At 70.9% G+C, this 22,550-nt stretch carries 25 protein-coding genes and 1 pseudogene; 10 read left to right on the forward strand and 16 right to left on the reverse strand.

All coding sequences use genetic code 11. The annotated features are described in order from the left end of the window. Positions 1-82: 82 nt before the first annotated feature. Positions 83-907 (reverse strand): hypothetical protein, encoded by an 825-nt coding sequence (locus tag RAN62_RS14360; protein WP_305785088.1) that lies wholly within the window; start codon positions 905-907, stop codon positions 83-85. A gap of 132 nt (positions 908-1,039) precedes the next feature. Continuing rightward, positions 1,040-1,579 carry a DUF4245 domain-containing protein gene (locus RAN62_RS14365; protein WP_305785089.1) on the reverse strand — a complete coding sequence of 180 codons (540 nt, stop codon included), beginning with the start codon at positions 1,577-1,579 and terminating at the stop codon, positions 1,040-1,042. A gap of 100 nt (positions 1,580-1,679) precedes the next feature. On the opposite strand from RAN62_RS14365, the gene glpX reads away from it, so the two are divergent. Genes glpX through RAN62_RS14380 form a run of 3 tightly spaced genes read left to right on the forward strand, consistent with a single transcriptional unit; the run spans position 1,680 to position 4,591 of the window. Beyond that, positions 1,680-2,696 carry a class II fructose-bisphosphatase gene (gene glpX, locus RAN62_RS14370; protein WP_305785090.1) on the forward strand — a complete coding sequence of 339 codons (1,017 nt, stop codon included), beginning with the start codon at positions 1,680-1,682 and terminating at the stop codon, positions 2,694-2,696. Positions 2,697-2,710: 14 nt separating this feature from the next. Continuing rightward, positions 2,711-3,256: a hypothetical protein gene (locus RAN62_RS14375; RefSeq protein WP_305785091.1), complete on the forward strand. Its 546-nt coding sequence runs from the start codon at positions 2,711-2,713 to the stop codon at positions 3,254-3,256. Positions 3,257-3,289: 33 nt separating this feature from the next. Further along, entirely contained in the window at positions 3,290-4,591 is a 1,302-nt protein-coding gene (locus tag RAN62_RS14380; RefSeq protein WP_305785092.1) for an MFS transporter, read from the forward strand. A gap of 213 nt (positions 4,592-4,804) precedes the next feature. On the opposite strand, the gene RAN62_RS14385 is transcribed toward RAN62_RS14380, so the two are convergent. From RAN62_RS14385 to RAN62_RS14405, 5 genes are all read right to left on the reverse strand, one after another. Next, complete coding sequence (locus tag RAN62_RS14385; protein WP_305785093.1) at positions 4,805-5,386, reverse strand: phosphoesterase PA-phosphatase; 582 nt, start codon at positions 5,384-5,386, stop codon at positions 4,805-4,807. A gap of 12 nt (positions 5,387-5,398) precedes the next feature. Next, positions 5,399-5,890: an SRPBCC domain-containing protein gene (locus RAN62_RS14390; RefSeq protein WP_305785094.1), complete on the reverse strand. Its 492-nt coding sequence runs from the start codon at positions 5,888-5,890 to the stop codon at positions 5,399-5,401. Further along, entirely contained in the window at positions 5,887-6,282 is a 396-nt protein-coding gene (locus tag RAN62_RS14395; RefSeq protein ID WP_305785095.1) for an ArsR/SmtB family transcription factor, read from the reverse strand. The genes RAN62_RS14390 and RAN62_RS14395 overlap by 4 nt, the downstream gene beginning before the upstream one ends. 30 nt (positions 6,283-6,312) lie before the next feature. Next, positions 6,313-6,876 carry a ribonuclease FAU-1 family protein gene (locus RAN62_RS14400; RefSeq protein ID WP_305785096.1) on the reverse strand — a complete coding sequence of 188 codons (564 nt, stop codon included), beginning with the start codon at positions 6,874-6,876 and terminating at the stop codon, positions 6,313-6,315. Positions 6,877-7,051: 175 nt separating this feature from the next. Then, on the reverse strand, positions 7,052-7,531 hold the full coding sequence (locus RAN62_RS14405; RefSeq protein ID WP_305785097.1) for a MarR family winged helix-turn-helix transcriptional regulator: 480 nt from the start codon (positions 7,529-7,531) through the stop codon (positions 7,052-7,054). A 90-nt stretch (positions 7,532-7,621) separates the two neighbouring features. Here RAN62_RS14405 and RAN62_RS14410 point away from each other — a divergent pair, with 90 nt between their 5' ends. Continuing rightward, complete coding sequence (locus RAN62_RS14410) at positions 7,622-8,182, forward strand: NADPH-dependent FMN reductase (RefSeq protein WP_305785098.1); 561 nt, start codon at positions 7,622-7,624, stop codon at positions 8,180-8,182. Positions 8,183-8,264: 82 nt separating this feature from the next. Here RAN62_RS14410 and RAN62_RS14415 read toward each other — a convergent pair whose 3' ends face one another. The 4 genes from RAN62_RS14415 to RAN62_RS14430 are packed head-to-tail and all read right to left on the reverse strand — an operon-like array spanning position 8,265 to position 11,908. After that, positions 8,265-8,786: a hypothetical protein gene (locus tag RAN62_RS14415; RefSeq protein ID WP_305785099.1), complete on the reverse strand. Its 522-nt coding sequence runs from the start codon at positions 8,784-8,786 to the stop codon at positions 8,265-8,267. A 19-nt stretch (positions 8,787-8,805) separates the two neighbouring features. Continuing rightward, positions 8,806-9,867, reverse strand: coding sequence for an alcohol dehydrogenase catalytic domain-containing protein (locus RAN62_RS14420; RefSeq protein ID WP_305785100.1), 1,062 nt, complete (start codon positions 9,865-9,867; stop codon positions 8,806-8,808). Positions 9,868-9,887: 20 nt separating this feature from the next. Beyond that, on the reverse strand, positions 9,888-11,282 hold the full coding sequence (locus RAN62_RS14425) for an aldehyde dehydrogenase family protein (protein WP_305785101.1): 1,395 nt from the start codon (positions 11,280-11,282) through the stop codon (positions 9,888-9,890). Then, complete coding sequence (locus RAN62_RS14430; protein ID WP_305785102.1) at positions 11,279-11,908, reverse strand: TetR/AcrR family transcriptional regulator; 630 nt, start codon at positions 11,906-11,908, stop codon at positions 11,279-11,281. Before RAN62_RS14430 ends, RAN62_RS14425 begins: the two co-directional genes overlap by 4 nt. 54 nt (positions 11,909-11,962) lie before the next feature. Between RAN62_RS14430 and RAN62_RS14435 the strand changes: the two genes are divergently transcribed. Both RAN62_RS14435 and RAN62_RS14440 read left to right on the forward strand, forming a co-directional pair. After that, a complete protein-coding gene (locus RAN62_RS14435; protein ID WP_305785103.1) occupies positions 11,963-13,135 on the forward strand; it encodes an acyl-CoA dehydrogenase family protein in 1,173 nt (390 codons plus the stop codon). Beyond that, positions 13,132-14,673, forward strand: a complete 1,542-nt coding sequence (locus RAN62_RS14440; protein ID WP_305785104.1) for a long-chain-fatty-acid--CoA ligase — start codon at positions 13,132-13,134, stop codon at positions 14,671-14,673. Before RAN62_RS14435 ends, RAN62_RS14440 begins: the two co-directional genes overlap by 4 nt. Here RAN62_RS14440 and RAN62_RS14445 read toward each other — a convergent pair. After that, the gene (locus RAN62_RS14445) at positions 14,644-15,084 is read right to left on the reverse strand and encodes a (deoxy)nucleoside triphosphate pyrophosphohydrolase (protein WP_305785105.1); all 441 of its coding nucleotides are present in this window, start codon (positions 15,082-15,084) and stop codon (positions 14,644-14,646) included. The two genes, RAN62_RS14440 and RAN62_RS14445, sit on opposite strands and share 30 nt — an antisense overlap. Before the next feature lie 185 nt (positions 15,085-15,269). Between RAN62_RS14445 and RAN62_RS14450 the strand changes: the two genes are divergently transcribed. From RAN62_RS14450 to RAN62_RS14460, 3 genes and pseudogenes are all read left to right on the forward strand, one after another. After that, positions 15,270-15,581 carry a pterin dehydratase gene (locus tag RAN62_RS14450; RefSeq protein WP_305785106.1) on the forward strand — a complete coding sequence of 104 codons (312 nt, stop codon included), beginning with the start codon at positions 15,270-15,272 and terminating at the stop codon, positions 15,579-15,581. Positions 15,582-15,592: 11 nt separating this feature from the next. Beyond that, positions 15,593-15,955, forward strand: a complete 363-nt coding sequence (locus tag RAN62_RS14455) for a PH domain-containing protein (protein ID WP_305785107.1) — start codon at positions 15,593-15,595, stop codon at positions 15,953-15,955. Between the two features lie 69 nt (positions 15,956-16,024). Then, positions 16,025-17,311 (forward strand): annotated as a pseudogene (locus tag RAN62_RS14460) (ThuA domain-containing protein); the annotation flags it as partial. A gap of 37 nt (positions 17,312-17,348) precedes the next feature. On the opposite strand, the gene RAN62_RS14465 reads toward RAN62_RS14460, so the two are convergent. The 4 genes from RAN62_RS14465 to RAN62_RS14480 all read right to left on the reverse strand — a co-directional run bounded on the left by RAN62_RS14465 (position 17,349) and on the right by RAN62_RS14480 (position 21,421). Next, a complete protein-coding gene (locus RAN62_RS14465) occupies positions 17,349-18,092 on the reverse strand; it encodes a Type 1 glutamine amidotransferase-like domain-containing protein (protein ID WP_305785108.1) in 744 nt (247 codons plus the stop codon). Beyond that, a complete protein-coding gene (locus RAN62_RS14470; protein WP_305785109.1) occupies positions 18,089-18,892 on the reverse strand; it encodes a nucleotidyltransferase domain-containing protein in 804 nt (267 codons plus the stop codon). The genes RAN62_RS14465 and RAN62_RS14470 overlap by 4 nt, the downstream gene beginning before the upstream one ends. Then, entirely contained in the window at positions 18,886-19,632 is a 747-nt protein-coding gene (locus RAN62_RS14475) for a class I SAM-dependent methyltransferase (protein WP_305785110.1), read from the reverse strand. Before RAN62_RS14475 ends, RAN62_RS14470 begins: the two co-directional genes overlap by 7 nt. A 112-nt stretch (positions 19,633-19,744) precedes the next feature. Beyond that, positions 19,745-21,421: a G5 domain-containing protein gene (locus tag RAN62_RS14480; RefSeq protein ID WP_305785111.1), complete on the reverse strand. Its 1,677-nt coding sequence runs from the start codon at positions 21,419-21,421 to the stop codon at positions 19,745-19,747. 399 nt (positions 21,422-21,820) lie between these two features. On the opposite strand from RAN62_RS14480, the gene RAN62_RS14485 reads away from it, so the two are divergent. Then, the gene (locus RAN62_RS14485) at positions 21,821-22,279 is read left to right on the forward strand and encodes a lamin tail domain-containing protein (RefSeq protein ID WP_305785112.1); all 459 of its coding nucleotides are present in this window, start codon (positions 21,821-21,823) and stop codon (positions 22,277-22,279) included. Positions 22,280-22,550 lie beyond the last annotated feature (271 nt).

Consider the following 22,550-nt stretch of genomic DNA (forward strand, 5'->3'; position numbering starts at 1 on the left):
CGGGGCGGGCAAGAATGCGCCGCCCGCGACGAACAAGAAGGCCCGGACCGCTCGGCCCGGGCCTTGCTCGCGCACTGCGGATCTACGAGTTCAGCATCTCGTACGCGGAGTCGGGCGCCTCCTGCACCTGGTCGGCCGGCGGCGCCTCCTGCTGTGCCGCGCTGCCGTACTGGGAAACCTCGACGGTCCACTTGCCCGCCTCGGCGTCGCTGGTCTTGGGCATGTCCAGCACCAGCTTGGTGAGCCGGCCGTCCCCGTCGAGCGTCGCCTCGAAGGGCACCGCCTTGCCGGCCGTCGCGTCCACGCCCGCGAAGGCGCTCTGGCCGAGCAGGTGAGTGTCGTCACCGGCGGCCGTGACATCGAGCTTGCCGGTGATGACGTCGTCCTCGCGCTCGGCCGTGGACGCCGTCTTGAGCAGGTCCGAGACGCCGGTCAGGTCCGGGTTCGCGAAGTCGACCTTCAGCTCCGCGTTCTCGGTGACCTTGCTCATGTCGACCTTCATCCAGGTCTTGCCGCTGAACATGTCCACCATCGACTGCAGCCCCTGGACCAGCTTGGCGTCGGCCGGGTCCGTGCCGCCCGCCGCCTGCATGGCCTGCAGCTGCTTGGCGGAGTCGCCCATGTCGGCGGTCAGCTTCATGAACCGGTCGGGCTCGACGAAGCGCAGGTTGACCGTGGCGTCGCCGTCCGCGGTCTTCGACACGTAGTCGATCGAGGCGGTGTGGCTCGGCTTGTGCACGACGCTCTTGGCGCTGCTGCCGCCGGGCATGGCCACCGAGAAGTTGTAGTTGCCGGCCTGAAGCCCGGAGGTCGACTCCTGCAGCTCCGTCTTGGGGTCGTCGCCGGTGCAGGCGGTCAGCCCGAGGGCGACGACGGGAACGAGGACGGCGACGAGCCGACGATTCATGTGGGGTGCTCCGAAGGCAGTGCGAAACAGACTGCGGGAGCGTAGAGGATGACCCCGCCGGCGCGCTGCCCCGTTCCGCTCACCGCATTCCGGCGAATCCAGCGCGGCGACTGGCCACGCCACCCCGGCTCGTTACGGCAGGGCGGCGGCGAACTTCTCGAGCTCGTCGGACTTCGCGGAGCCGATGACGAGGATCGTGCGCCCCTTTTCCAGGAGCACCAGCGCGGTTTCCCCCGGGCGGCCGTCGTATTGCTGCCAGGCGCGCGCTCCCACCCGTACGGTGGCGGTGGCTTGGGGGTTTTCTCCCAGCTCGGCGGGGATCAGCGTCGCCGTCGGCACGCTGCTCTCGACCAGCAGGACGGGGCTGGCGTCCGGGTCGGAATAGCCCAGGCGCAGGGTGGCGCCGGTGCTCTCCCGCTTGAAGGTGGCGCTCTGCACGTGCCAGTCGTCGCTCAGCCCCTGCGGCTCGCTGACCGGGAACAACGCCGCCGCGCGGGCCGACTCGAGGGTCGGCCGGGCGTCGTAGGTCACCGGCTTGTTGCCGTCGAGGAAGAACTGGTAGAAGAAGATGCCCAGCGCGATGGGAACGAGCAGGACAGCCAGGGACAACGCCATGTCGCGAGGGCGGCGCTCGCCCCGCTTGCCGAGGGCGGGGGCTTCGGTGCTGGACACTTCACCATTGTTACCCATGTCGCTTCCCCAGCGACTTCGCCGGTCACACATGTGAGGATCGGGACACCAACCAGCCCCGCAACGTCGCGAGGAGGCCATCGTGCCCGTCTCCGCCAACCCTCAGGACCTCGACCGCAACATCGCCCTGGACCTCGTCCGGGTCACCGAGGCGGCCGCCATGGCCGCCGGCCGCTGGGTCGGCCGCGGCGACAAGAACGGCGGCGACGGCGCCGCGGTGGACGCCATGCGCAAGCTGATCAACTCGATCCAGATGCGCGGCGTCGTGGTCATCGGCGAGGGCGAGAAGGACGAGGCGCCCATGCTCTTCAACGGGGAGCAGGTCGGCGACGGCACCGGCCCCGAGGTCGACGTGGCGGTCGACCCGGTCGACGGCACCACGCTGATGAGCAAGGGCATGCCGGGGGCCGTCGCCGTGCTCGCGGTCGCCGAGCGGGGCGCGATGTTCGACCCCAGCGCGGTCTTCTACATGGAGAAGATCGCGGTCGGCCCGGACTGCGCCGATGTGATCGACATCAACGCCGGCGCCACCGAGAACCTGCGCCGCATCGCCCGCGCCAAGCGGTCCGACGTCTCCGACGTGACCGTCTGCATCCTGGACCGGCCGCGGCACCAGGCCCTGGTCGACGAGGTACGCGCGGCGGGCGCCAACATCAAGTTCATCGCCGACGGCGACATCGCCGGGGCCATCTCCGCCGCCCGGCCGGAGTCCGACGTCGACGTCCTCATGGGCATCGGCGGCACCCCCGAGGGCATCACGGCCGCCTGCGCGATCAAGTGCCTCGGCGGCGAGATCCAGGCCAAGCTCTGGCCCCGCGACGACGCCGAGCGCGAGAAGGCCATCGGCGGCGGGCACGACCTCGACCGCGTCCTCACCACCAACGACCTGGTCACCGGGGACAACTGCTTCTTCGTCGCCACCGGCGTCACCTCGGGCGACCTGCTCAAGGGCGTCCGCTACCGCTCCGGCGGCGCGCACACCCAGTCGATCGTCATGCGGTCCAAGTCCGGCACGATCCGGGTGATCGACTCCTACCACCGGCTGGAGAAGCTGAAGCTCTACTCGTCGATCGACTTCGACGGGCACCTGCCCGCCTGAAATAGGGTCGGCGCATGAACTTCTACGTGCGAACCGCCTCCACGGCCGTGACCCAGGGCCTGCTGACCGGCATCTGGGTCGGCGCCGGCGGCCTCTCCCCGGCCCGGCGCCGACTGGTGCGCGCCGGAGCCGTGGCTGGGCTGGCCGCGGCCGCCCTCGTCGGCACCGGCGCCGCTCGGACCGGCGCCTCCGGCCGGGACGTCAAGCGCTCGCCGGACGAGGGGTGGCTCGACGAGGCCGCCGATCTGCAGGAGGCCGTGCTGCACACCGACGCCGAGCTGCGAGGCAACGCCGCGCGGCAGGAGATCGCCGACGCCCGGGCGGCCGCCGAGCTGAAGATCGCCGACGAGCCCCCGATCGACAAGCGCAAGCTGATCGCCACCGGCGTGGCGTTCGCGATCTCCGGCGGCGCGATCGTCGGCCGCCGCTTCCTCGAACGGCGGTGGCTGGCGCGGCTGGAACGGCAGGGGCATCCGCACCCCTACCGCGCGCTGGGCGTGCGCATGGGCGCGATCTCCGGCGCGTCGGCTCTCGTGAGCGGGCTCACCAACCGGAATTGACCTCAAGTGCGCTTGAAGTTTTAGCGTGCTCGCATGATCTTGCGGCGGCCGTACACCCTGACCACTGCGGGGGCGTGGAGTCTCGTCTTCCTGGCCGCCTTCGAGTCGCTGGCCGTCACCACGGTCATGCCGCAGGTGACCGCGGAGTTGGGCGGGCGCGGACAGTACGCGCTCGCCTTCTCCTCGGCGCTCGCCACCGGCGTGATCGGCATGGTCGGCTTCGGCGGCTGGGCCGATCGGCGCGGGCCCGCCGCCCCGCTGCTGACGGCGGTCGCGGTCTTCGCGCTGGGTCTCGTCATCGCGGGCACGGCGACTTCCATGCCCGCGTTCATCGCCGGGCGGCTGGTGCAGGGGCTCGGCGCGGGCGGGCACACTGTTGTCCTGTACGTGCTGGTGGCGCGCGTCTATCCGCCCGACCTGCACCTGAAGGTCTTCGGCGCGTTCTCGACCGCGTGGGTGCTGCCGTCGCTGATTGGGCCGTTCGTCGCCGGGCTCGTCGCCGACGCGGTGGGGTGGCGGTGGGTGTTCCTCGGGGTGGTGGCCCTGGTCGTCGTCGCCACGGTGCTGATCCTGCCCGCGCTGGCCGGGCACACGACCGGTGAGCCGGGACCGTTCGACATGCGGCGGCTCGTGACCGCGGCGGTGGCAGCTGTGAGCGTTGTCGCTATGGGAGCTGTTGCCTGGTATTGGATGCCGGTCGCGCTCGCGGTGACACTCGTGGCGTTGCGGCCGTTGGTGCCCGGCGGCACGTTCCAGCTGCGGCGCGGGCTGCCTGCTGCGGTTGCGCTGCCTGCGTTCGCCGGCGGCGTGTTCATCGGTACGGACGTGTACCTGCCGTTGTTGTTGCAGGAGAGGTACGGGCTGCCGCCGTGGCTGTCGGGCATCACGCTCACCGTGGGCGCCGTGGCGTGGGCGGGCGCGTCGATGATGCAAGGCCGGCTGGGGGAGAGGCTGAACGCGGGCACCGCCGTACGGGCGGGCGCGCTGCTGCTGGCCGCCGGGGCCGGCGTGGTGCTGCTGACTGTTGTCGCGCATCTGCCGCTGGCGGTGGCGGTGGTGGGCTGGTTCGTCGCCGGGGCGGGCATGGGCACGATGTACCCGCGGATCAGCGCGCTCGTGCTCGGCTGGTCGGCGCCGGGGCAGCAGGGCTTCCACACGGCGGCCAAGAGCATCTCCGAGACGATCGGCACGAGCGCGACGCTTGCTGTTACGGGGCTCTTGGCGGGTGCGGGTCCGTTCCTGTGCACCGCACTATTGAGCGTGGCTCTTGTGGCTGTTGCCATGCGTGTGCAACAACCAGTTGCCGCTGACCAGGCAACGCCGGTTCTGCAATAGCCCCACCCGCTGCAGTTGCCAAGCTTTTGCAACAACTGACAGTCGCGGCGCGGGCAATGGCCAGGCAGTTGCGGCGCGGGCACCTGCGGGACAGTTGCGGCGCGGGCAACTGCGGGGTCAGTGCGGCGCGGGCAACTGCCAGGTAGTTGCGGCGCGGCAACCGCCAGGCAGTTGCGGCGGCTGCGGTTGGTGGCGGGCGTTCGCCGCGGCCGGTCAGCGCAGGGCGGGGAATACCGAACCGGCGATCACCGCGCCGACGAGGGCGCCGGCTACGACCTGGGCTGTCGTGTGGGCGGACAGGCGGACCCGCGCCCAGCCCGCCAGCACGACCAGCGGCACCGTGAGCAGCAGCAGCGGGCCGTACAGGGTAACCAGGGTCGCGCTGGTCCCGGCGGCGACGCCGGCGTGGATCGACATCTTCCACCAGCGGGTCACGGCCGTGTAGACCAGCAGTCCCGTGCCGCCGGCGGCCAGCAGGGCGACCACGTCACGCGGCGCCCCCAGCAGGATCAGCGCGATCAGGCCCAGCGCCACCGAGGCGACCCCGACAGCCAGCGGCACCATGCGGTGCTCGCGCTCGGGGATGTGGTGGCTGGTCAGCTTGCCGCGGCGGACGCCCCGCAGGACGTACACCATCGGGAGGCCCGCGGCGAAGAGCGCGCCGGGCAGCCCCCACCAGCGGGAGACGCCCGGTGCGGCCCCGGCGTGCCAGCCCACCAGCAGCATCAGCGTGGCGACCAGCACGGCCGGGGCCAGAATCTCGGTCACGATCCGGGCGGTACGGTCCCACAGCACCGCCCCATGATCTCAAAGGCCGGCGGCGACCTCGTCGAGGGCGTCCAACGACTCCTGCATGCCGCCCTCCATGCCTGTAGAGAGCACGGCGTCGCGGTCGGCCTGGTCGCGGTACTCGCAGAGCATCCGTACGGTGGTCCCGCCCGTCCCGCCGGGAGTGAACGTGACCGTGACGACCGACGCGTGGTCGTCGGGGTCCGGCAGGCCCTCGTAGATCTCGGTGTTGACCAGCCGCGCCGGCTCGTCGATCTCCCTGTACTCGCCGCGGAAGGCGACCTCGTGCCCGCCCGCGTCCATCACGTAGCGCCAGCGGCCGCCGACGCGCAGGTCCACCTCGGCGCTGGTGACGGTGCCGCGCTGCCCGGCCCACCAGCGCTTGATGAGGTCCGGGGTCGTGTAGGCCCGCCAGACGAGCGCGGGCGGCGCGCCGAACTCGCGGGTGATGAGGATCTGGTGGGCCTCCGGCGTCGCGACCTTCGCCGTGCCCTTGGTGGTCGTGGTCATGATTCACCCTCCGTGGTGTGCTGGTCGTCCGGGCGGCCGCCCGAAAGCGGGGCGTGCGGCCGGGAGTCCGAGGCCAGGTCGTCGAGAACGTCTTCCATGGCGTCGAACCGGTCGTTCCAGGCCTGCTCGTAGCGGCTGAGCCAGGCGTGCAGCGGCTGCAGCGGCGCGGCGTGCACCCGGTAGAGCCGCTGCCGCCCCTCGTCGCGCACCCGGACCAGGTCCACCTCGCGCAGCACCCGCAGGTGCTTGCTGACCTGGGGCTGGGCCAGGCCGAGCAGCTCCGCCAGCTCGCCCACCGGCCGCTCGCCCGCCATCAGGAGGTCGAGGATCTGCCGGCGGCGAGGCTCCGCCACCGCGTTGAACGCGTCCGTCGTCGTCGCTGCCCGAGCCATGCGCCAATCGTATACCCATAAGGGAATACGTTAAGGGACGTCCCAGGTCGGCGGCAGGGGCGCGGGGCCGAGGTCGCTGGTGAAGTCGCGCCACGCGCCGTTGAAGGGGAACTCCGCGGCGTCGATCAGCTTCGTGACCCGCTCACCTTCGGCGCGGATCAGGGCCGCTTGCGCGGGCGGGTACGCGTCCGCGAGGTCCTCCTCGTCCTTCCAGCGCCACTCCCGCTCCGGCGTCACCAGCAGGTCGAGCACCTGGTCGGACGAGTCGACACCGCCGGGGCGGCGCCGGGCGGGCGTCTCCAGGTTCACGTACCAGCCGGTGAAGGTGCCGTCGGCCCGCCAGCTCCACGACACGGCGTGCGCGGCGTCGCGCGGCAGGAACACCAATGACTTGAAGTGTTCCCGGGGCGCCGGCGACAGCATCGTGGTCATCGCGAGCTCGTCGGCGATGGGCAGGTCGCGGGTCGGCGTACCGGCAAGGGTCGTGCGCCGCATGGCCGCCGAGCCGATGTCGCTCCACAGCAGCAGGCCCCGCTCGTCGTCCGCGATGACGAAGGCGGCGGAAGCCGCGGCTATGCGGCCGTCCGGATGCAAGAAGCGGCGGACAACGGCGATGCCAGGAGTGAAGCGAACATCGGCGGCGCCAGGAGTGAAGCGAACATCGGCGGCGCCAGGAGTGAAGCGGTCAGCGGCGGTGCCGGGAGCGAAGCGGTCAACGGCGGTGCCGGGAGTAAAACCAGCGGCAGCATTGCCGGGGGCAAAAGGTGCATCACTTGTCACAGGCGGCACTGTGACATGCCTGCCCGCCCGACTCGTTCATGCCCTCCAGCGCGGCCGCCAGATCCCCCAGATCGAGCCGGCCGAGGTGGTCGAAGATGCGCCGCCGTACGCTCTCGAGGTGGTCGGGCCACGCCTCGCGCAGCCGCTCGAAGCCCGCCTCGGTCAGCTGGACGTCGAACCCGCGACCGTCGGACTCGCAGCGCCGGCGGGACAGGTGGCCGAGTGACTCCAGCTTGCTCACCAGCCGGGTCATGCCGCTGAAGGACATGTCGCACCGGTGCGCCAGTTCGCTCATGCGCATGACGTTGCCCGGAGTCTCCGACAGGTGGCGCAGGGTCTGGTACTCACTGAGGGACATGCGCTGCGTGCGTTGCAGGTCGGCGTCGAGCATCTTGGGCATGACCACCATCAATCGGCCGAACGCGCGCATCACCGCGAGCTCGGAGCCGTTGAGGGGTGTGGGCTGCATGACAAAGATCCTACGACCTTGACACCAGGCGCCGACAGAGTATTTCCTTGACGAAGCAAATTAATTCGCACACCTCGGGAGCTCCGCGTCATGACCAAGATCGGCATCATCATCGGCAGCACCCGCCCGGGCCGTAACGGCGAGGCCGTCGCCAAGTGGGTCCACGAGCTGGCCTCGCAGCGCACCGACGCGGAGTTCGAGCTGGTCGACCTGCTCGACTACAAGCTGCCGCACCTCGACGAGGCGATCCCGGCGTCGATGGCGCAGTACTCGCAGCCGCACACCCAGGCCTGGGCCGCGAAGATCGCCGAGTTCGACGGCTTCATCTTCGTCACCCCGGAGTACAACCACGCCACCTCGGGCGCGCTGAAGAACGCGATCGACTTCCTCTTCGCCGAGTGGAACAACAAGGCCGTCGGCTTCGTCGGCTACGGCTCGGTCGGCGGCGCCCGCGCCATCGAGACCCTGCGCCTCATCGTCGGCGAGCTCATGATGGCCGACGTCCGCGCCGCCGTGACGCTGTCGCTCGCGACCGACTTCGTGAACTACAGCCAGTTCACCCCGGGCGCCCACCAGGCCGGCGCGCTGACCACGGTGCTCGACCAGACCGTGGCGTGGAGCAAGGCCCTCGCGCCGCTGCGCCAGGCCTGATCCGCGGCGGGCCCCGGCCCGCTCACCGGACCCGCGAGCCGCCGGCGTGCAGGCAGAGTGCCGCCGGCGGCTCGCGTCTTCATCAGACGTTCCCGGGCCCCGAGGTGAAGACGACGACCGTGTCCGGCGGCCTGTTCTCCGGCGCCGGCAGCAGATCGTGCATCTCCCAGTCGTCCCCGGCGACAGCGGTCGCGACGCCGGTCCAGAAGGCCTCGACCCCCGGGTTGTACCGCTGGAAGCCGATCCGCCACCGCCCCGGGAAGAGCGCGATCGTCCGCAGCGCCTCCTCCCGGCCGACCCCGCCGCGCCGCAACGCGCGGACGACGAAGAACCCGTCGATCGCCGTGCCGCCGCCCTCGGCCGCCATGGTCAGCACGAAGCCACCCAGCCGCCCGGCCACCTCGATGAGATACGCCCGGCGCTCCGGATCGTCGCCGGCCAGGAACCTGTCCAGGGGCCGGTTGTTGAAGGTGCCGTCGTCGTTGGGCAGCAGCTCGTACGGCTCGGAGAGGTCGTGCCGGTAGAGCTGGCCGAGATTCTCCAGCACGGCGCGGTGCGACCGGTCGACCTCGACCAGCGTGACCGGGCGGTAAGTCAGCGACATGCCTCGATCTTGCCCCGGCTCAGAAGACGACCACCGACCGGGCACCCTCGCCGCGGGCCATGCGGTCGAAGGCCGCGGGTACGCCGGCCAGGCCGATCCGGTCGGTGATGAGGTGATCGAGCCGCAGCTCGCCCGCCACCACCTCGCGAGCCAGTACGGGCAGTTCCACGTCGGGGTCGGACGAGCCGTAGACCGACGACCGCAGAGTGCGCGCCGACGAGAAGATGTCCAGGGCGCTCAGCTGCAGCATGTCGTCGCCGCGGCCCATACCGACGACGGTGACCTGGCCGCCCCGGCGGGTGGCCCGCCACGCCGAGCGGATCGTCGCCGCCCGGCCCACGCACTCGAACGCGTGGTCGGCGCCGCGGCCCCCGGTCAGGGCGCGGACGTCCTTGGACAGGGTGTCGCCGGCGACCACGAAATCGGTCGCGCCGGCCGCCGCGGCCAGATCCTTCTTGGCCGGTGACACGTCCACGGCGATCACCGCGGCCGCCCTGGCGGCCCGGGCGGCGGCGACCACGGACAGCCCGACGCCGCCCAGGCCGATCACCAGGACCGCGTCGCCTTCGGACACGCCGGCCGTGGTGCGGACCGCCCCGGTGCCCGTGAGCACCGAGCAGCCCAGGAGGGCGGCGCCGGCGTGATCCAGAGCAGCGGGCACGGGAATGACCGCGTGCGCGGGCACGACGACCTGCTCGGCGAACGCGCCCAGCCCCAGGGTCACGTACACGGGGACGCCGTCCAGGGTGCTGCCGTTCTCGAGCGCCGCCACGTTGGCCGTGGAGCACAGCCAGGGCTCGCCGTGCGTACAGAACCAGCACTCGCGGCACGGCGGCGCCCAGTTGAGCGCGACGTGATCGCCCACCGCGACCCGGGTCACGCCCGCGCCCACCTCGGCCACCTCGCCGGCCGCCTCGTGCCCCAGCACCAGCGGGTGCGGCGGCGTGAGGGTGCCGTTGACCATCGACAGGTCGCTGTGACACACGCCGGCCGCGCGGATGCGCACGCGCACCTGCCCGGGGCCGACCTCGGGCAGGTGGATCTCCGCGACCTCGGGCGGGGTGCCGGGTTCACGAACCACCAAGGCCTGCACGTACGCCGTCACAGCTGGATCGCCTTCGTCTGCTGGAACTCCGCCAGCCCGTACGCCCCGAGCTCGCGCCCGACGCCGGACTGCTTGTAGCCACCGAACGGCGCGACCGGGTTGAACGCCGCCCCGTTGACGTCGACCGCTCCGGTGCGCAGCCGGCGCGCGACGGCCAGAGCCCGGTCGGGTGGCCCCCACACGGCGCCGGCCAGCCCGTACCGGGAATGGTTGGCGATCTCGACCGCGTGGTCCTCGCCGTCCACCGGGATGATCGACAGCACCGGCCCGAAGATCTCCTCCTGGGCCAGCTCGCTGTCCGGATCGACGTCCGCGAACACCGTGGCCGGAACGAAATAGCCCTTCTCCGGAAGATCGCCGCCCTGGTACGCGAGCCGCGCGCCGGCCCGGTCGATGAACCCGAGCACCCGTTCCCGCTGCGCGGCCGACACGAGCGGCCCGAGCCGCGTCGCCGGATCGAACGGATCCCCGGTTTGATAGGTCCCAGCGGCCGCCGCGGCCAGCTCGACGGCTTCGTCGTAGAAGGAACGGTCCACCAGCATGCGGGTCAGGGCCGTGCACGTCTGACCGGAGTTGAGGAACGCGTTCGCGACGCCCACCTTCACCGCCTTGGGCAGGTCGGCGCCGGCCAGGATCACGTTCGCCGACTTGCCGCCCAGCTCCAGGGCGACCCGGGCGATCCGGTCGGCGGCGGCGTGCGCGACGGCCCGGCCGGTCGCCGTGGACCCCGTGAAGGAGACCATGTCGACCTCCGGGTGCCCGGCGAGCGCGGCGCCGACCTCGGCGCCGGTGCCGGTGACCAGGTTGAGGACCCCGCCGGGCAGCCCGGCCTCGTCGGCCGCCTCGACCAGCAGGTACGCCGTCAGGGGCGTCAGCTCGCTCGGCTTGAGCACGACCGTGCAGCCGGCGGCGAGGGCGGCCGCCACCTTGGCGACGACCTGGTGCAACGGATAGTTCCAGGGCGTGATCGCGCCCACCACGCCGACGGGCTCGTGCTCGACGCGGGAGTGCCCGATCGTCTCCTCCGGCGCGGGCGTCGCGGCCAGGTCGGCGTACCCCTGGAGGACCGTGAGCGGCAGTCCGGCCTGGACCGCCTTCGCGATCTTGAGGGGCGCGCCCAGCTCGAGCCCGACCGTGCGGGCGATCTCGTCGGCCCGGCCGGCCAGCGCCGCGTGCAGCTTGCCCAGCACGGCACCGCGCTCGGCGCGCGGGGTGGCGGCCCAGCCCGGGAAGGCCGCCCGGGCCTCGGCCACGGCCCGGTCGACGTCGACGGCGGTCCCGGCCGGGACGTGCGCGATGACCTCCTCGGTGGCCGGGTTCTCCACCGGGATCGTCGCGTCCGAGTCCGGTTCCGCCCAGCGGCCGCCGAGGTACAGCTTGTCCCGCTTCATCGCAGCGCTCCCTCTTTCATTGCCATGAGACCGGTGATCGTCGTGTCCAGGCCGAGCGCGAAGGCGCCCTCGTCGACGCTGCGCTGGTGCTCGGCCAGCAGGTGCGCGTCGGACAGGTGGGGGTACCGCCCGGCGTAGAGCTCGGGGTCCTCGTCGAAGCCGCGGGCGAAGGAGCCCAGGGCGGCGCCGGTGACCAGATAGCGCATCAGCGCGCCGATGTGGGTCGCGCGGGCGGGCGGCCAGCCGGCGCGGATCAGGCCGCCGTAGACGGTGTCGGCCATGGCCAGCGCGGCCGGGCGCCGGCCCGGGCCGCGGGCCAGCACCGGCACGATGTGCGGGTGGGCGGCGAGCTCCGCGTGGTAGCTGTGCGCCCAGAGCCGCAGCGCGTCGGCCCAGTCGTGGGTCGCGAAGAACGAGACGTCGACCCGCGCGACCACGGCGTCGGCGACCGCGTCGAGGATGTCGCCCTTGGTCGGGAAGTGGTTGTAGAGCGACGGCCCCGCGACCCCCAGCTCGGTGGCGAGCCGGCGCACCGACACCGCGTCGAGCCCCTCGCTGTCCACCAGCGCGCTCGCCGCCTCGACGATGCGCTCGCGGGTCAGCAGGGTGTGCCGCGGCCGGGCCATTTAACGCTCCTGAAACTCTTTACTCGGGAAAACTTACGCCGCTAGTTTTATCACGTGGACTTCTCCCTGAGCGACGAGGAGCGCGCGGTTCGTGACACCGCCCGCCAGTTCATCACCCGTGAGGTCATGCCCCTGGAGCAGGAAGCGCTGCGCCGGGAGCGGGCCCATCAGCCCGGCCTGGACCGCAGTGAGCTGCGCGAGCTGCAGCTCAAGGCGAAGAAGTTCGGCTTCTGGGGGTTGTCGACCCCCGAGGAGTACGGCGGCATGGACCTGCCGGCCGTGCTGCAGTCGCTGATCTGGACCGAGATCGGCCGCACCTTCGTCCAGTTCAAGTTCGGCGGCGACGCCGACAACATCCTCTATTTCGCCAATGAGGAGCAGAAGCGGGAGTTCCTGATCCCCACGATCGAGGGCGACCGGATCTCCTGCTTCGCGATCACCGAGCCCGGCGCCGGCTCCGACGCCGCGAACATCAAGCTCAGCGCCCGTCAGGACGGCGGCGACTGGGTGCTCAACGGCGAGAAGACGTTCATCACCAACGGCAACGACGCGGACTTCGTCATCGTCGTCGCGGTCACCGACAAGGAGAAGGGCGTGCGCGGCGGCGGCACGACGGCCTTCCTGGTCGACCGGGAGATGGGCTGGCGCTCCGAGTTCATCCAGACCATGGGCGAGGGCGGGCCGGCCTCGCTGATCTTCTCCGACGTGCGGGTGCCGGCGCGCAACATCCTCGGCGAGATCGGCCAGGGCTTCGAGCTCGGCATGAAGTGGATCGGCAAGGGCCGCTACCTCATCCCGTCGCAGGCCCTCGGCATCGCCGAGCGGGCGCTGGGCATGGCCGTCGAGTACGCGAACACCCGCGAGACCTTCGGCCGCAAGATCGGCGAGAATCAGGCCATCCAGTGGATGATCGCCGACTCGGAGGTCGAGCTGGAGGCCGCCCGCTGGCTGATCCTGCGCGCCGCGTGGACGGTCGACCAGGGCTCGGACCCGCGGCATGCCTCCTCCATGGCGAAGCTGCACGGCGCCGCCATGGTGAACAACGTCGTCGATCGGGTGCTGCAGATCCACGGCGGCATGGGCTACACCCGCGAGCTGCCGCTCGAACGCTGGTACCGGCAGGTCCGGCTGATGCGCATCTACGAGGGCACCGACGAGATGCAGCGGCTCATCATCTCCCGCGATCTGCTGCGCGGGTACACCAAGATCGGGGGACACCTCGCATGACGATGTTGTCGCTGGCCACGATCCTCGCGGAGAGCGCGCGACGCTATCCGGACAAGGTCGCGGTGGTCGACGGGCCGCTGCGGACGACCTATGCCGAGCTGTGGCAGCAATCTTTGGCGTACGCCGCCGGCCTGCGCGAGCTCGGCGTCGGCCCGGACGACACGGTGGCGGTCCTCGTCCCGAACGTCACCGACTTCCCCCGCGTCTACTACGCGGCCCTCGCCGTGGGCGCCCGCATCGTGCCGGTGCACCTGCTGCTGACCGCGGAGGAGATGGCGTACGTCCTGCGCGACAGCGAGACCGATCTCCTCGTCGCCCACTCCAGCCAGCTCCAGACGGCGGCCACCGCGGCACACAAGGCCGGGGTGAAACTGGCCAGTGTCGGGCCTCTGCCCGCGGATCTTCCCGGCGCGCCGCCGAGGCTCGAGGACGTGGCGGCGGCCGTCGCGCCCCTGCCGTCGTATGTATCGCGCGAAGCGGAGGACGTCGCCGTCGTCTTCTACACCAGCGGGACCACCGGGGAGCCGAAGGGCGCCCTGCTCACCCATCTCAATCTGGTGCTCAACGCGACGGTCAATTGCTTCGACTCGAACGACGCCCGCCACGACGACGTCGTGATGGGGTGTCTGCCGCTCTTCCACACCTTCGGGCAGACGGTCGGCATGAACGGCGCCTTCCGGCTCGGCGCCACGCTGGTGCTGCTGGCCCGGTTCACCGGGGAGGCCGCGGTCGCCCTGATGGTGCAGGAGCGGGTCAATGTCTTCCACGGCGTCCCCACCATGTACATCGCGCTGCTGGAGGCCGCGGCCAAGGCCGAGAGCCTGCCCGAGCTGCGGCTGTGCGTCTCCGGCGGGGCATCACTGCCGGTCGCGGTCCTGGAGAAGTTCAACGAGACCTTCCACGCGCAGATCTACGAGGGCTACGGACTGTCCGAGACGTCGCCGTCGGCCACGACCAATCAACCCATCTTCGGCGTACGGGCGGGCACCATCGGGCATCCGCTCTGGGGAGTCGAGGTGGAGATCGCGCGCGCCGAGGTCGACGAGCGGATCGAGTTGCTGCCCACCGGGGAGCTCGGGGAGCTCGTGGTCCGGGGGCACAACGTCTTCGCCGGCTATCTCAACCGGCCCGAGGCCACCGCGGAGGCGCTGGTGGACGGCTGGTTCCGGACCGGTGACCTGGGCCGCAAGGACGCCGAGGGCTTCATCACCATCGTCGACCGCAAGAAGGACCTCGTCATCCGGGGCGGCTTCAACGTCTATCCCCGCGAGATCGAGGAGGCGCTGGCCCGGCACCCCGCCGTCGTGCAGGTGGCCGTGATCGGGGTGCCCGACTCCCTGCACGGCGAGGAGATCTGCGCGGTCGTGGTCAAGGACCGGGCCGAGCTGACCGCGGACGAGCTGATCGAGTGGTCGAAGGAGCGGCTCGGGCGGCACAAATATCCGCGGCAGGTGCGCTTCGTGGAGCAGCTGCCGATGGGGCCGAGCTTCAAGGTGCTCAAGCGCGAGCTACGCCGGACGATCGGCGGCACTCAGTAGGGCGGGCAGCTCCGCCACGATCGGCTTGTCGGCCGGCAGCCAGGGCACGGTGTCCAGCTCGCCGGCCGTCAGCCATTTCATCGCCGTGTGCTCCAGCGCCCGCGGCACGTCGCCCTCCAGCAGGTCGACCGCGAAGACGCGCAGCACGGCCCGGCCGTGGGCCAGCGGGACGTCGGGACCCACGCGGGCGCCGACCGCCACCCGGACACCGAGCTCCTCGAGGCACTCGCGGGCCAGGGCCTGCTCATCGGTCTCGCCGGGCTCGACCTTGCCGCCGGGGAACTCCCAGCGACCGGCGACCTCGGGCGGGGCGGACCGTTCGCACGCCAGCACCCGGCCGTCGGTGACGATCACCGCCGCAACGATCACTCTGGGTGATGGGCGGCCGGTGACATGCTGTCCATGGGGCACGACAGACAAGCGTGCCACAAAAGTTGACCGAAGAGGTTGAACAGGAACGTCCCGATCGTCACGAGAACACGGATATGTGGGCGTGGACATCGTTGACGTGGCAGACAAGACTGTGAAGCACCGACCATGACGACACGGCGACAGTTTGGCCACAAGCCGGCAACGACGCCCGGGAGGTGCACTCGATGCGGGCCTGGAAGTCACGGACCACCCGCTCCGACTATCTGAGCGACGCCATTGCGGTGCTCGGCGGCTGGACGCAGGACGGCGTTCAGCTCAAGCGCGTGCTCGCGTGTGACGACAGTCAGCATGCCGCACTCACGGAGCGAATCAAGGTGGCGGCCGACACACTGCACCTACGGCCCCGCATCAACCGGACCGAGGGTCAGACGCTGATCCTGCTCGGGGAGACCGACGGCGAGGCGATCACGGACGGTGAGGTCGCGCTCGCGGCGCGGATCGAGGACGCGTACCGGACGGTTGTGGGTCCTCAGTAATCTTGGGTGCCATGACGGCACCCGTGTACGACAGCAAGGGCCAGTACGAGCAGATCGTCTCCGGTCTGCTCGAGGGCGAGCAGATCATCGCGGTGTACGACGCGGTCGGCGTCGGCACCGGGTTCATCGGGCTGACCACGCGCCGGGTGATCATCCAGGACAAGTCCTTCGCCGGGAAGCGCTTCGCGATCACGAGCATCCCCTACTCGAAGATCAGCAGCGTGAGCGTGGTGAGCAACAAGAGCTTCGCCGGGCAGTACTTCTCGACCGGCACCATCGCCATCACGGTCGGCCAGCACGTCTACGAGGTCGAGTTCCGGGGCTCGGACAAGACCCATCACGTGCACAACGTGATCTTGCACTACGCGTCGTAGTTTTTTCAGTTGAGACAAAAGTCCGGCGCCATCCATCGAAAGTCGTCGCTGGGCTGTTACACGTACGCAATGAGAATTCGCTCAACCGCTGCGGCGGCCCTGCTCGTGGCGGCGTCACTTGTCACCGGGCCGGCCGCCGCCCACGCCTCCGACGACCCTTCTCAGATCCTCGTCTTCTCCAAGACGGCCGGCTTCCGGCACGACTCCATCCCGGCCGGCGTCGCGGCGCTCAAGTCGCTGCCCGGCTTCCAGGTGACCGCCACCGAGGACGCGGGCGCCTTCACGACCCGCAACCTCGCGAAGTACGACGCGGTGGTGTTCCTGAGCACCACCGGCGACGTGCTCGACGACAGCCAGCAGAAGGCGTTCGAGCGCTACATCGGGCGCGGCGGCGGCTTCGCGGGCATCCACGCCGCGGCCGACACCGAGTACGAGTGGCCCTTCTACGGCCGGCTCGTGGGCGCGTACTTCCAGCAGCACCCGGCCATCCAGGAAGCCGACGTCGTACTCGAGGACCGGGCCCACGCGGCCACGGCCCACCTGCCGCAGCGCTGGCACCGCACCGACGAGTGGTACGACTACCGCACCAACCCCCGGACCACGGCGCACATCCTCGCCACGCTCGACGAGAGCACGTACACCGGCGGGGTCATGGGGGCCGACCACCCGCACGCCTGGTGCAAGACGCTGGGGAGCGGCCGCTCGTTCTACACCGGCGGCGGGCACACGATCGAGTCGTACGCGGACCCGGCCTTCCTGGCCCACCTGCGCGGCGGCATCGAGTACGCGGCCGGGCTCGTCAACGCGGACTGCCGGCCGGAGAACGGCTACACGACGCTCTACGACGGCGACACCACGGGCTGGTCGCAGGCCGGGCCGGGCAGCTTCACCAACACCGACGCCACGCTCACCTCGACCGGCGGGATGGGGCTGCTCTGGTACAGCGCCGCATCCTTCGAGAACTACTCGCTCAAGCTCGACTGGAAGATGACGGGCGACGACAACTCCGGCGTCTTCATCGGCTTCCCGCCCTCCGACGACCCGCGGTCCGCGGTCGACAAGGGCTACGAGATCCAGATCGACGCCACGGACGCCGCCGACCGGACGACCGGGTCGGTCTACACGTTCCAGGCGCCGCGGGCCAAGGCGCGGGACAAGGCGCTCAACCCGCCGGGGGAGTGGAACACGTACGAGCTGCTGGTGCGGGGGTCGCGGCTGCGCGTGTACCTGAACGGCGTACTGATCAATGATTTTGTGTCCCGGGACCCGGCGCGGTCGCTGGCCGGGCACATCGGACTGCAGAACCACGGCGCCGACGACGAGGTGGCCTTCCGTCACGTGCGGATCAAGGAGCTGCCGGACTGCTGAGCACGTGGGTTCTTCCGCGTGGCGTTCAGTGGGCTTGGCTGAGCACCCGGGTGGGCAGCGGCGTCTCGGTCACCGTGCCGTCCGCTGCCCGCTTCAGCTCGTACGCCTGCGGGCCCTCGCGGTCGGCGACGGCCTCGACCATCGTGGTGCCCCGGTAGACGAGCCCCGCGTGATCGTCGGTCGCATAGCCGTCGGGCAGCGTGCCGTCCGCGATGAACTCGTGCATCTTCGGCCGGCGCTGGTCCTCGCTGTCGTAGTGCACCCCGTTGCTGTACGGCAGCCAGCCCAGCCCGTCCGTGAACGCGCGCAGGTCGTAGCCGAAACTGTCCGTGCTGCCCCCGGTGTGCCAGCAGATCGAGCCCGCCGACACGCCGCCCAGCACGACGCCGGACTGCCACGCCTCGTACAGGATCTCGTCGAGCCCGTGCACCCGCCACACTGCCACCAGGTTGGCCACGCTGCCGCCGCCCACCCAGATCACGTCCTGCTCGAGGAGGAACTTGCGCATGTCCCGGTGGTTCGGCATCGGGAACAGCTGCAGATGCGACGCGCGGTAGCGGCTCTTGGCGAAGGCCGCGTAGGTGTAGCCGATCCGGAACTCCTGATCACCGGTCGCCTGGTGCAGCATGCAGAACCGGGCGGTCTCCCCGGCCCCGGACAGCTCCGCGGCCAGGTGGTGGATCGGCCCCGGCGTCAGGTCGAACAACCCGTGCTCCCCGACGGTGAAGCCGGCGCTCGTGGCAAGGATGGTGGGTTCGGCAGCGGTCACCGGCCCATCATCGTGCACGCGTCGGCCGTGTCCAGCACCAGGTCGGCCGCGGCGTCGATGTCCCCGCCCGCGAACATCGCATCGACCCTGGCCTGCCATCCGACCGGCGCACCGGGCAATGCGGCCGCCGACGCCACGGCGCCCTTCTCATTGATCAGCCAGCTTCTCGCCGCGCCGTGCAGCGCGTGCGCGCACACGCCCGTGAGCCGGAAGAGACAACCGGCGATGTAGGCGGTGTCTTTCCGGGACACGGCCTTCCGGGCGAGCCGGACGAGGAAGTCGCCCTCCCACAACCCGTCGACGAGGGCGGCCCGCAACGGCTCCGGGTAGATCTGGGCCTCGTCGTGCAGGGCAGTCACCGTTCCGGTCCGGTCGCTCAGGATCTTGCCCAGGGCGACTTCCCCGGCGTACGCGAAATCGGGCACACCGAGCGGATGGCCACCCTGCGCGTGAAACTCGTAACGCCCCGCCTGCGCATCGGTCCACGCCTGCCCGACCCGGGCGACATCACGATAGATCCAGTCCACGGCACTGCCGTCCACGGTGAGCCAGCCGCCGCCGTCCACCCACGGGCCCCACTCGCCGGGCCGGGTGACCTGGGCTTCGGGGCCGCCGAACTCGCGGGCCGCATCCGCCAGCGCCGCCATGTCGAGAGGGTGGCGGTAGTAGACGCCCAGGTCGGTGTCGGACTCGGGAGTGTGGGTGCCACGAGCACGGCTGCCGCCGAGGAGTACGGCCTCCACACCCGGGACGCTGGTCAGGCGGGCGGCCATCTCGTGGAGGCGGGCGTCGGTCACCATGCCTGGCTCGCTTTCTCGTTGACGGCCTCGAGGAGAACTCGCGTGGAGTGGGAGACGAAGCTGCCCTCTTCCTCGATCCTCTCGTGGATGGCCCGCAGTTGCGGACGATGCCGCTCGATCGAGAAACCGGGAACCGTCCACACCACCTTCCGCAGGAAATAGGCGACCGCGCCGACGTCGAAGAACTCCACCCTCAACCTGGCCGGCCGCGCCTGCAGCACTCGCAGCCCCACGGCCTCGGCCGCCGCCCGCAGCTGCCCGGGCGTGTTCCGGGCCGGCGGCGGCAACGGCCCGAGCACGGCCTCGGACAACTCCCTGTTGGTGCCCGCCCCGATCTGCTGGGAGAGGAAGGTGCCGCCCGGCCGCAGCACGCGGGCCACCTCGGCCCAGGGCGTGTGCTCGGGATGCCGGCTGACCACAAGATCGAACACGTTCCCGCCGAACGGCAACCAGGGCCCGGCCGCCGCCTCGATCACCACCCCGCCGACCGCCCGCAGGTTCTTGGCCGCCACCGGGACATTGGGTCGCCACGACTCGGTGGCCACCAGCCGCGGGGGTGGCTCCGGCACGGTGGCCAGGACTTCCCCGCCGCCCGTCTGCAGATCGAGGGCGGCCTCGGCTGTGGTCATGGCGTCGCCCAGGAGGCGGGCGTAACCCCAGTCCGGGCGCTCCTCGGTCGCCCGGCCCTCGAACCAGGAAAAGTCCCAGCCCTCCACCGGCACGGCCGCGGCCTCATCCACAAGCGCATCAAAGCGGTCCACGAGTCCGCAGTCTCCACCCGCCGCCCTCCCCCGAGCGACCAGTTTTCGCCCCGCACCGCCCCGCCCTGCCCGCCGTCGCTGCGGGGTGCCGCTAGTTGTTGCCCGGCAGTTGCACGCGGCTGTAGTCGCCGGGTGTCTGCGTGCTGTTGCTCGGCAGTTGCCCGGGGGCCTGGCTGCTGAGCGTCCGCTTGTTGTTGCCAGGCAGTTGCCCGTTGCTGCTACTGCTCCCGTGCGTCCGCTCGCTATTGCTCGGCAGTTGCAGTTGCACGCCGCCATCGCCGCTGAGCGCGCGCTTGTCATTGCTCGGCAGCTGCCCGCGGCCGCCGTTGCCTGGCAGTTGCGGGCGGGCGTTGTTGCCGGGTGCCTGCTTGTTGTTGCTTGGCAGTTGCGCGCGGGCGCTGGTGGTGGGCGCTTGCGCGCTGTTGCCCGGCAGTTGCCCATCGGCGTTGGTGGTGGGTGCCTTGGGGGCGGGGGCCTGCTGGTTGGTGGTGCGGGGTTGTTGCTTGTCCGCGTTGGTGCCGGGTGGCTGCTTGTTGTTGCCTGGCAGTTGTGTGACGGTGGTGCAGGGGAGGGTCACCTGCATGGCGGTCAGCTGGTCGTCGGTGAGGAGGCCGATCTTCCGGCCCAGCAGTTGCTCCTCGGCCGGGGTGCTCTCGTCGCTGCACGCCGCGTGGCGGGCTATGGGGCGGCACTCGGCGCCCGGACCGCAGCCTCCGGCCCAGCCTCCGCCCGCCCGGTAGCCGCCCGGACGTCCGGCGCCGCCGTCAGCCCCGGGCGCCCGGTTGTTGCCGTGCCATTGGTTGTTGCCGGAGCGGGCGCGGTTGCCGGGGCCCTGGTTGGCGCCGAACTTGCGGCCGTTGCCGATGCCGATGTTGTTGCCGGATCGAGTGCTGATGCCCTGGCGGCCGTCCTCACCGGGGCGGTTGCCTCGCCAGCCGTGACCGTCGCGCCCGCCGGGGCCGTGACCGCCGCGGCCGCCGAAGTCGCCGCGGCCGCCGTTGTTTCCGCGGCCCTTGAAGTCGCCCCGGCCGCCGTGGTCACCGCGGCCGCCGAAGTTGCCCCGGCCGCCCGGGTTGCCGTTGCCGGACCAGCGGTTGTTGCCGTAGGCGACCACGCGGTTCTGCGGCTCGCGGGTGACAGTGGAACTGACCAGACGCCGATTGGTCTCGCGGCCGTCGACGTAGGTGACGTCGTAGCGGAGGACCCGTTCGCCGGGGACGCCCTGGCTCTGGACCCGCTTGGTGCCGCGCGGCAGCGACGGGTCGCGTACGAGCTGCGTACGGAAGGGGATCGTCTGCGTTTCCGTGACCTGCTCGGTGCGGGAGCCGGTGCTTCCGGCCGGGGTGGATCCGGCCGGGGACTCCGGCGTGGTGCCCGTCGTGCGGGGTGCGCGGGTCGCCGTACGGTCGGCTTGCTGCGCGGCGCTACGACTACCGGTGCCGTCGTCGGCGAGAGCCGCGCCGGGGGCGCCGCCAGGAACACCGCCGGTGCCGGCGACGCGACCGGCGCCGGCTGGTCCGGTACCGGCCGTTCCGGCGCCGGCGGCCCCGGCGGCTGCGACGCCGGGGACTCCTGTGGCGGTGCGGGGTTCGCCCGGGATCTTCAGGGGCGCCGTCACCGCCGTCCCGCCGGTGCGTTTCGGGTCGTCTCGGCCGGTCAGCGCGGCGATCCCGCCGGCGGCGCCCGCGACGACGGCGAGGACGCCGAGGCCGGCGGTGGTCATGCGGACGCCGAACGGGAGCCGGGCCCAGAACGACTTTCGCGGCATTTCGAGGCAATGTTGCCAGGAATCGCTAGATGTCGGGTTTGGCACCAAAACATTGTGGGGGTCGAAGCTGCGAGCGCCACTGTCCGGACCGCGCCCGAACGGATGACCGTGGCCTCGACCGACGGGTATGCGACACCACCCGACCCGCTGGGCGACGACTTTCGGATTCCGGTCGTCACGCTACGAGAATCCTCCAGCACGTTCCCGTGACCGCGCCGACGCGGACGCCAACGCCAACGCCTGCACCGACGCGGACAACGACTGCGCGGCGCCAACGCCGACGACGACGGCACCGACTAGGACCAGCGCCGCCGATGACGGCGGCGGCTGTGGACGCGTCTGTCCGTCAGAAGCAGTCACCGGGAACCCACCCGTCAAGACAAGTCACCAGGAGGTCCGGTGCGCAGAACAGTCAGCATCCTCGCGGCAGCGGCATTGGCCCTCGGCGGCACCCTCGCCGTCAGCTCCCCGGCCTCGGCCGCCACGCCCACCCTGCGGTTCCACGGCGCCCAGTACGACTCGCCGGGTACCGACAACCGCAGCAACGCCAGCCTCAACGCCGAGTGGATCTCGCTCGTCAACACCGGCAAGAAGGCTGTCAATCTCAACGGCTACACGGTCCGGGACAAGTCGGGCCGGGTCTACAAGTTCGGCAAGGTGTCCATCCCGGCCAAGGGCGGCCGCATCTGGCTGCACACCGGCAAGGGCACCAACAACGCCAAGAACCGCTACTGGAACAGCGGCAACTACATCTGGAACAACACCGGCGACACGGCGTACCTGCGCAACGCGTCGGGTAAGCAGGTCGACACCTGCTCCTGGAAGTCGAAGAAGAATCGCACCTGGGTCGCCTGCTGACCACCCGGTGACACGTTGCCCGGCAGCTGCGCACGGCAACTGCCGGGCAACAACGGCGCGCGGCAACTGCCGGGCATTAACCTCGTGCTGCAACTGCGGGGCAACAACCTCGTGCGGCAACTGCCGGGCAACAACCTCGTGCTGCAAGTGCCGGGCAACAACAGTGCGCGCGGCAACTGCCAAGCAACGATCGCGCGCGGCAGCTGGCCTGCAAGTACGGCGCGTTGCAACTGCCGTGCAATAGCTAGGCGCGGCAGGTGCCGGGTAAGTA

This window comes from Symbioplanes lichenis, assembly GCF_030709675.1.
Lineage (GTDB): Bacteria > Actinomycetota > Actinomycetes > Mycobacteriales > Micromonosporaceae > Actinoplanes > Actinoplanes lichenis.